The 8,090-nt window shown below is 43.1% G+C and carries 2 protein-coding genes, 3 rRNA genes and 1 pseudogene; 5 read left to right on the top strand and 1 reads right to left on the bottom strand.

Going from position 1 to position 8,090, the window contains the following annotated elements:
- The 5 genes and pseudogenes from WH223_RS07420 to WH223_RS07400 all read left to right on the top strand — a co-directional run.
- Positions 1-303 (top strand): 23S ribosomal RNA (locus tag WH223_RS07420); the annotation flags it as partial.
- A 114-nt stretch (positions 304-417) separates the two neighbouring features.
- A 5S ribosomal RNA gene (gene rrf / locus WH223_RS07415) occupies positions 418-529 on the top strand.
- Positions 530-2,433: 1,904 nt separating this feature from the next.
- Positions 2,434-2,826: pseudogene (locus WH223_RS07410) on the top strand (TIGR01212 family radical SAM protein); the annotation flags it as partial.
- Positions 2,827-2,964: 138 nt separating this feature from the next.
- A 5S ribosomal RNA gene (gene rrf / locus WH223_RS07405) occupies positions 2,965-3,076 on the top strand.
- A 2,031-nt stretch (positions 3,077-5,107) separates the two neighbouring features.
- Entirely contained in the window at positions 5,108-6,058 is a 951-nt protein-coding gene (locus WH223_RS07400) for a TIGR01212 family radical SAM protein (RefSeq protein WP_340046909.1), read from the top strand.
- A gap of 55 nt (positions 6,059-6,113) precedes the next feature.
- On the opposite strand, the gene WH223_RS07395 is transcribed toward WH223_RS07400, so the two are convergent.
- Positions 6,114-7,979, bottom strand: a complete 1,866-nt coding sequence (locus WH223_RS07395) for a CocE/NonD family hydrolase (RefSeq protein ID WP_340046908.1) — start codon at positions 7,977-7,979, stop codon at positions 6,114-6,116.
- Positions 7,980-8,090: the final 111 nt, after the last annotated feature.

Below are 8,090 nucleotides of genomic sequence, written 5' to 3'. Positions count from 1 at the left end.
GTTCAGAACGTCGCGAGACAGTTCGGTCCCTATCTGTTGTGGGCGTTGGAAGTTTGAGTGGATCTGACCTTAGTACGAGAGGACCGGGTTGGACGAACCGCTGGTGAACCTGTTATGCCGCCAGGTGTACGGCAGGGTAGCTACGTTCGGAATAGATAAGCGCTGAAAGCATCTAAGTGCGAAACTAGCCACGAGATGAGACTTCCTTATAGGGTCGTAGGAGATGACTACGTTGATAGGCTATAGGTGTAAAGGTTGAGAGACCAAAGCCGAGTAGTACTAATAGCCCGAAGCTTTCTACAGCGATAGAAACACTGTTGTTTTCTTCTTTGTTACTCTTCTTTCTTCCAGTATTGTCAATTAAATAATGCAGACCCTTAATAGGTTGATATAATGTGTCATTATTTATCAAGATATTCAGGTGCCTATATCGGCGGTGTCTACCTCTTCCCATTCCGAACAGAGAAGTCAAGCCCGCCAGAGCCGATGGTATTGCCGTAACAGGTGGGAGAGTAGGTCGGTGCCTAATTTTAAACAAAGCCCCTTCAGGAAACTGGAGGGGCTTTTTGTTTGTACTAATTTCCCCAATCACCAGACAGCAGCAAGCAGTCTCCATGCTGTAACTACAACAGCTATAGCTACACCTTATTTTAAGTAAAGCACGTATTTCTTAGATAGCAGACTTAAACCTTCCTAAACGATACTTCGACACGCTCAGCATGACAATTTGGAATGGACCCTACACCAGAGGAAAGTAGGTGAAAAGGAAAAAAAGGCCTAGGCATCTGCTGCGTAAAATCGTAGCGTAGAAAATTCCGTAAGAAGAAAACTCTGTCTGAGCGCAGCGAGTTCGTTTTGTTCCGGAATTTACAAGTGTAGATAGCAGCGTATGCCAGCCTTGATTTTTGCTACGCTTTTCATCAAGGAAAAGTGTGAAGCCGTGTCCTGGCTAAGGACACGTACTATAATTAAGAAAAAGACCTCAATCAGCGTTGCAAACGCTATCCTCCCGCATCCTCGTTGCAAACGAGGACGATAGGCAGTGCAAACAAACGGAGAGAACTAGCGAACAGTAGCAAATCTGGTATTCCTTACTATATAGGAGTCCCCCTTTCTAAGACGATATTTCGACTTGTCATCCTGAGCTTGTCGAAGGACAGCATGACAACCTAGATGGGTTGGTGCAAAACATAACTAATTTGCAGTTGCTAAGAAGAAGGCCTAGGCATCTGCTGCGTAAAATCGTAGTGCCGTAAATTCCGCAAGAGCAAAACTCTGTCTGAGCGGAGCGAGTTCGTTTTGTTCCGGAATTTACAAGGGGAGATAGCAGCGTATGCCAGCCTTGATTTTTGCCACACTTTTCATCAAGGAAAAGTGTGAAGCCCCGTCCTGGCTAAGGACATGTACTATAATTAAGAAAAAGACTTCAATAAGCGTTGCAAACGAGGACGATAGACAGTGCAAATAAACGGTGAGAACTAGCGTGCCATAGCAAGTAATCATTCTAATATATACTTTATCAATCTACTTTCTCATTTAAACCTACAATTATCTAGATTTGTCTCAACGTTTTACATCGTTCTAACACGATGCTTCGACAAGCTCAGCATGACAACTTGGAGAGGTTGCTGCAAAAGAAAAATGAGCCGCAACACCTAACTAACTTGCCGTTGCTAAGAAGAGAAGGCCTAGGCATCTGCTGCGTAAATCGTAGTGTAGAAAATTCCGCAAGAAGAAAACGCTGTTTGAGCGCAGCGAGTTGGTTTTGTTCCGGAATTTACAAGGGGAGATAGCAGCGTATGCCAGCCTTGATTTTTGCCACCCTTTTCATCAAGGAAAAGGGTGAAGCCCCGTCCTGGCTAAGGACAGGTACTATAATTAAGCAAAAGCCTTCAATCAGCGTTGCAAACGCTATTCTCGAGCATCCTCGTTTCAAACGAGGACGATAGACTGTGTAAATAAGCCTTCCTTATATATTAGGAGTAAGTCCTTCTAGCACGATGCTTCGACAAGCTCAGTATGACAATTTGGGATGGACTCTACACCAGAGGAAAGTATGTAGAAAGGAAAAAGGCCTAGGCATCTGTTGCGTAAAATCGTAGTGCCGTAAATTCCGCAAGAAGAAAACGCTGTCTGAGCGTAGCGAGTTCGTTTTGTTCCGAAATTTACAAGTGAAGATAGCAGCGTATGCCAGCCTTGATTTTTGCCACCCTTTTCATCAAGGAAAAGAGTGAAGCCCCGTCCTGGCTAAGGACACGTTCTATAATTGAGAAAAAGACTTTACTCAGCGTTGCAAACGCTCAGAACCAGCCTCTCCGTTGCAAACCAGGACGATAACTCATATAACCAAAGGAAACCTTCCATCCTTAACATCTTAAAACAGACAAATCAAAAACAAATCCTCGATTAAAAAAAACGTAACTTTGCAACCGCATGAGGACAGAACTAGACAATGGCGTAAAACCGTATAACTATTATGGTGCTTACTTAAGAAATAAATATGACGGACAGAAAGTCTTCAAAGTAATTGTAGATGGTAACTTTACCTGTCCGAACCGTGACGGTAGTAAAGGCTATGGCGGTTGCACCTACTGCAATGTAGACTCCTTCACGCCAGATACAGCCCGCAAAATACCATCTATGCGTGAGCAAGTACTCAACGGAATTGAGCGCGCACGTAATTCCTATGGTGCAGAGAAGTTTATTATCTATTTCCAGCCGAATACCAATACCTATGCACCTACACATCTGTTGAAGATGATGTATGACGAAGCCTTGAGTATTGATCCTGAGAATACAGTAGGTCTTTCGGTAGGCACACGTCCGGTAATAGCCCGAAGCTTTCTACAGCGATAGAAACACTGTTGTTTTCTTCTTTGTTACTCTTCTTTCTTCCAGTATTGTCAATTAAATAATGCAGACCCTTAATAGGTTGATATAATGTGTCATTATTTATCAAGATATTCAGGTGCCTATATCGGCGGTGTCTACCTCTTCCCATTCCGAACAGAGAAGTCAAGCCCGCCAGAGCCGATGGTATTGCCGTAACAGGTGGGAGAGTAGGTCGGTGCCTAATTTTAAACAAAGCCCCTTCAGGAAACTGGAGGGGCTTTTTGTTTGTACTAACTTTTCCCCAATCACCAGACAGCAGCAAGCAGTCCCCATGCTGTAACTACAACAGCTATAGCTACACCTTATTTTAAGTAAAGCACGTATTCCTTATATAGCAGACTTAAACCTTCCTAAGCGATACTGCAAATTGTCATCCTGAGCCTGTCGAAGTACAGCATCACAACCTGAATAGCTTTATACAAAAGAAAAATGAGCCGCAAAACATAACTAATTTGCTTTGCTAAGAAGAAGGCCTATGCATCTGCTGCGTTAAATCGTAGTGTAGCAAATTCCGCAAGAGCAAAACGCTGTTTGAGCGCAGCGAGTTGGTTTTGTTCCGGAATTTACAAATGGAGATAGCAGCGTATGCCAGCCTTGATTTTTGCCACCCTTTTCATCAAGGAAAAGTGTGAAGCCCTGTCCTGGCGAAGGACACGCACTATAATTACGCAAAAGACTCCAATAAGCGTTGCAAACGCTATTCTCCAGCATCTTCGTTGCAAACGAGGACGATAGGCAGTGCAATAAGCCTTTCTAAATGATGCTTCGGCTTTTCATCCTGAGCTTGTCGAAGGACAGCATGACAACTTGGAAAAGGAAGTGCAAAGGAAAATGAGCTGCAAAAGATTGAATCTTGCAGCTGCTAGAAGAAGGCCTAGGCATCTGCTGCGTAAAATCGTAGTGCCGTAAATTCCGCAAGAAGAAAACGCTGTCTGAGCGCAGCGAGTTCGTTTTGTTCCGGAATTTGCAAGTGTAGATAGCAGCGTATGCCAGCCTTGATTTTTGCCACACTTTTCATCAAGGAAAAGGGTGAAGCCCCGTCCTGGCTAAGGACACGTACTATAATTAAGAAAAAGACCTCAATCAGCGTTGCAAACGCTATCCTCCGGCATCCTCGTTGCAAACGAGGACGATAGGCAGTGCAATAAGCCTTTCTAAACGATGCTTCGACAAGCTCAGCATGACAACTTGGGATGGACCCTACACCAGAGGAAAGTAGGTAGAAAGGAAAAAAGGCCTAGGCATCTGCTGCGTAAAATCGTAGTGCCGTAAATTCCGCAAGAGCAAAACTTTGTCTGAGCGTAGCGAGTTCGTTTTGTTCCGGAATTTACAAGCGAAGATAGCAGTGTATGCCAGCCTTGATTTTTGCCACCCTTTTCATCAAGGAAAAGGGTGAAGCCCTGTCCTGGCTAAGGACACGCACTATAATTAAGCAAAAGCCTTCAATAAGCGTTGCAAACGCTATCCTCCGGCATCCTCGTTGCAAACGAGGACGATAAACAGTGCAAATAAATTTTTCTAAACGATGCTTCGACAAGCTCAGCATGACAACTTGGGATGGGGAACTACAAAAGAAAGATATGTTTTAAAAACAGCAATGACTTGCAGTTGCTAAGAAGAAGGCCTAGGCATCTGCTGCGTAAAATCGTAGTGCCGTAAATTCCGCAAGAGCAAAACTCTGTCTGAGCGGAGCGAGTTCGTTTTGTTCCGGAATTTACAAGTGTATATAGCAGCGTATGCCAGCCTTGATTTTTGCCACACTTTTCATTAAGGAAAAGGGTGAAGCAGAGTCCTGGCTAAGGACATGTACTATAATTAAGAAAAAGACTTTACTCAGCGTTGCAAACGCTATCCTCCAGCATCCTCGTTGCAAACGAGGACGATGGATTGTGCAAATAAACCTTTCTAAACAAACACTTCGACTTTTCATCCTGAGCCTGTCGAAGGACAGCATGACAACATAGAAAGGAAAGTGCAAAACAGAACTGCAAAAAAGAACTGAATCTTGCAGTTGTTAAGAAGAAGGCCTATGCATCTGCTGCGTTAAATCGTAGTGTAGCAAATTCCGCAAGAAGAAAACGCTATCCTCCAGCCTCTCCGTTGCAAACCAGGACGATAACTTATATAAGCAAAGGAAACCTTCCATCCTTAACATCTGAAAACAGACAAATCAAAAACAAATCCTCGATTAAAAAAAACGTAACTTTGCAACCGCATGAGGACAGAACTAGACAATGGCGTAAAACCGTATAACTATTATGGTGCTTACTTAAGAAATAAATATGACGGACAGAAAGTCTTCAAAGTAATTGTAGATGGCAACTTTACCTGTCCGAACCGTGACGGTAGTAAAGGCTATGGCGGTTGCACCTACTGCAATGTAGACTCCTTCACGCCAGATACAGCCCGCAAAATACCATCTATGCGTGAGCAAGTACTCAACGGAATTGAGCGCGCACGTAATTCCTATGGTGCAGAGAAGTTTATTATCTATTTCCAGCCGAATACCAATACCTATGCACCTACACATCTGTTGAAGATGATGTATGACGAAGCCTTGAGTATTGATCCTGAGAATACAGTAGGTCTTTCGGTAGGCACACGTCCGGATTGTTTGGACTTTGAGAAGATAGCCCTTTTAGAGTCCTACACCGACCGTTTACATGTAGACCTAGAAATGGGTATGGAGTCCATCTATAATGAGACCCTAGAGCGTATAAACCGTGGCTGTTCGCATGATGAGTTCGAGTCAGCGATGAAAATGTTGGAAGGCACGAAGTTAGACCTGTGCGTACATACTATTTTTGGTTTCCCATGGGAGAGCGAAGAGATGATGTTAGCCTATGCACATGAGATCAATAAACACCCCGGTATAAAGTTTGTAAAACTACACCACCTCCATATTGTAGAAGGTTCCATCATGGGCGTAAAGTTCAAGAAAGAGCCATTCAAGCTGTTCACTATTGATGAATACACAGAATTTTTAAGTCGTTTTATACCTTTGTTGCGTCCAGATATTGTTATCCAACGTATCTTCGGTATTGCCGATAAAGAACTGCTGATTGCACCAAACTGGGGCTTTCCGAAGTCTAAGATTCAGTCGCATATCGATAAAGGACTTGAAAGTAGAGGTGTTAGACAAGGAAGCCAGTATGTCGGCTTATAGATAAGATTAAAACACAAAAGGCGCTTAATTTAAGTGCCTTTTGTGTTTTAAGGAACTAAGGTAATACATTTATCTCTATGCGGCTTGGCGATTCTTTCGAGAAAAACAATTGATGTTCATTCTTTATATAGTCTTCTGCCTTAGCTTGGTAGATATCCATGAATTGATTTGGATTTCTATCGACCAGTGGAAACCAAGTATGTTGAATTTGTACCATTAATCGATGTCCTTTTTTGAAGGTATGGGCTACATCAGGCAGCTTAACTTTTACGTTTGTTGTGGTGTTAGGAGTAAAAGGTTCAGGATGCTCAAAGCTATTTCTAAATTTACCACGTAGGACTTCACCGCGTACCATCATTTGATATCCAGCCATCACTGTTTTTTCATCACGCGGCGAGCTTGCTGTAGTTGTGTCTGGATATACATCGATTACCTTAACAATGAAATCAGCGTCTGTACCCGTCATAGCAACATATAAATCCGCTAAGATAGGACCAACAACGGTTAAGTCTTGCTCTAATGGAGCTGTCTGAAAAGAGATAACATCAGGTCTGTTTGAAACAAAGCGTTGATCGGCCACCATATATTCTCGTGTGCGATCAGTAATGACACCTTCTTGAAAGGGAACCGGCTTATTGGGGTCACTGCTGTAGCGGATTGATGCATCTTTAGATTGGCCCGCTGTAGTCGTTAGTTTTCCATCGGCAGCTAAGAATAGGCTTCTCGGACTAGCTTCTTGGGGCGGCCATTGTTTAAACTGATGCCACGCATTGCTACCCGATAAAAATACATTGGCCTCCGCCGGGTTAAAAGTCTCTTTTCCTTTCAGGTAATATTCAAAAAAGGGAAGTTCAAATTGCTCTTGATAGTGTAGGCTGGTGTTTGTGCCGAAGCGGATATCACCAAAGCTGTCACCTTTTGAGCGTGACCAGCCTCCATGGAACCAGGGGCCTGCGACTAGAATACTGTTGTTTTTGATGTTGCGTTTTTCAATTTGTTTGTACGTCTCGAAAGCGCCGTAAGCATCCTCCGCATCAAAAAGACCACCGACCACCATTACAGCAGGTTTAACCGCATTAAGTTGTTCAGTTATACTTCTATCTATCCAAAAGCTATCGCGTGTGCTATGCTTCGCTAAATCGCTCCAGAACTTAACGGTATGGTTGAGGTACTTTGATTTTAATTCCGACAAGGTGGGATGATCTAAAAAGAATTTATAGTAATCTTTACTCGCCAGTTGAAAACTCTTAGGTCCATCGGCATTTGTAATAGGTTGTGGTCTTGGCGCATCGAAGCTATACATAAAGCGGAAGGCATCCATAAGGAAAAGAGCCCCACCATGGTGAAAGTCATCACCAATAAACCAATCCGCAATAGGAGCTTGTGGTGCTACTGCTTTGAGGGCAGGATGACTTCCTATCAATCCTGCTGTAGCATAAAATCCAGGATAAGAGGTGCCATACATACCAACTTTACCATTGTTATTTTTTACGTTTTTTACCAACCAATCGATAGTATCGTACGTGTCTGTACTTTCGTCAATTTTAAGCTTATTCGTTTTATTACGTGTAGGTCGTACATTCTCGTATACCCCCTCACTCATCCAACGGCCACGTACATCTTGATACACGAAAATATACCCTGCTTTGGTCATTTCTGGGAAACTTCCTAAGCTTGGTCGTGATCGGTCTAGGCCATATGGAGCTACGGTATACGGAGTGCGACAAAGCAACATCGGATAGCTTTGTTGTTGCGTATCCTTAGGTATATAAATGGCTGTGAATAGGCGTGTGCCATCTCGCATAGGGATGTACTGTTCTATTTTTTGGTAATGGGCTTTTACATAGGCTTCATCAACCTCTTGTGCCGAGAGAAAGGTCACCATTAGGCAGAGCAACGCGGTAAGCCATAAATTTTTCATACGGTATAGTTGTTAGTATTTATGGGGCTTAATTTAGTTAAAAATGTTTGAAAATATACTTTCTAACTCACCGGATTTATACCGACGAAAATTGCTCTTTTAAACGTACTG

The organism is Sphingobacterium sp. MYb382 (genome assembly GCF_037572665.1).
In the GTDB taxonomy this organism is placed as follows: domain Bacteria; phylum Bacteroidota; class Bacteroidia; order Sphingobacteriales; family Sphingobacteriaceae; genus Sphingobacterium.
The sequence above is the reverse complement of the archived record's forward strand: the minus strand, read 5'-3'. Positions and strand labels throughout refer to the sequence as shown.

Coding starts and splice junctions, on each gene's coding strand:
- WH223_RS07400 (WP_340046909.1), top strand. CDS start 5,108: ATGAGGACAGAACTAGACAATGGCGTAAAACCGTATAACTATTATGGT.
- WH223_RS07395 (WP_340046908.1), bottom strand. CDS start 7,979: ATGAAAAATTTATGGCTTACCGCGTTGCTCTGCCTAATGGTGACCTTT.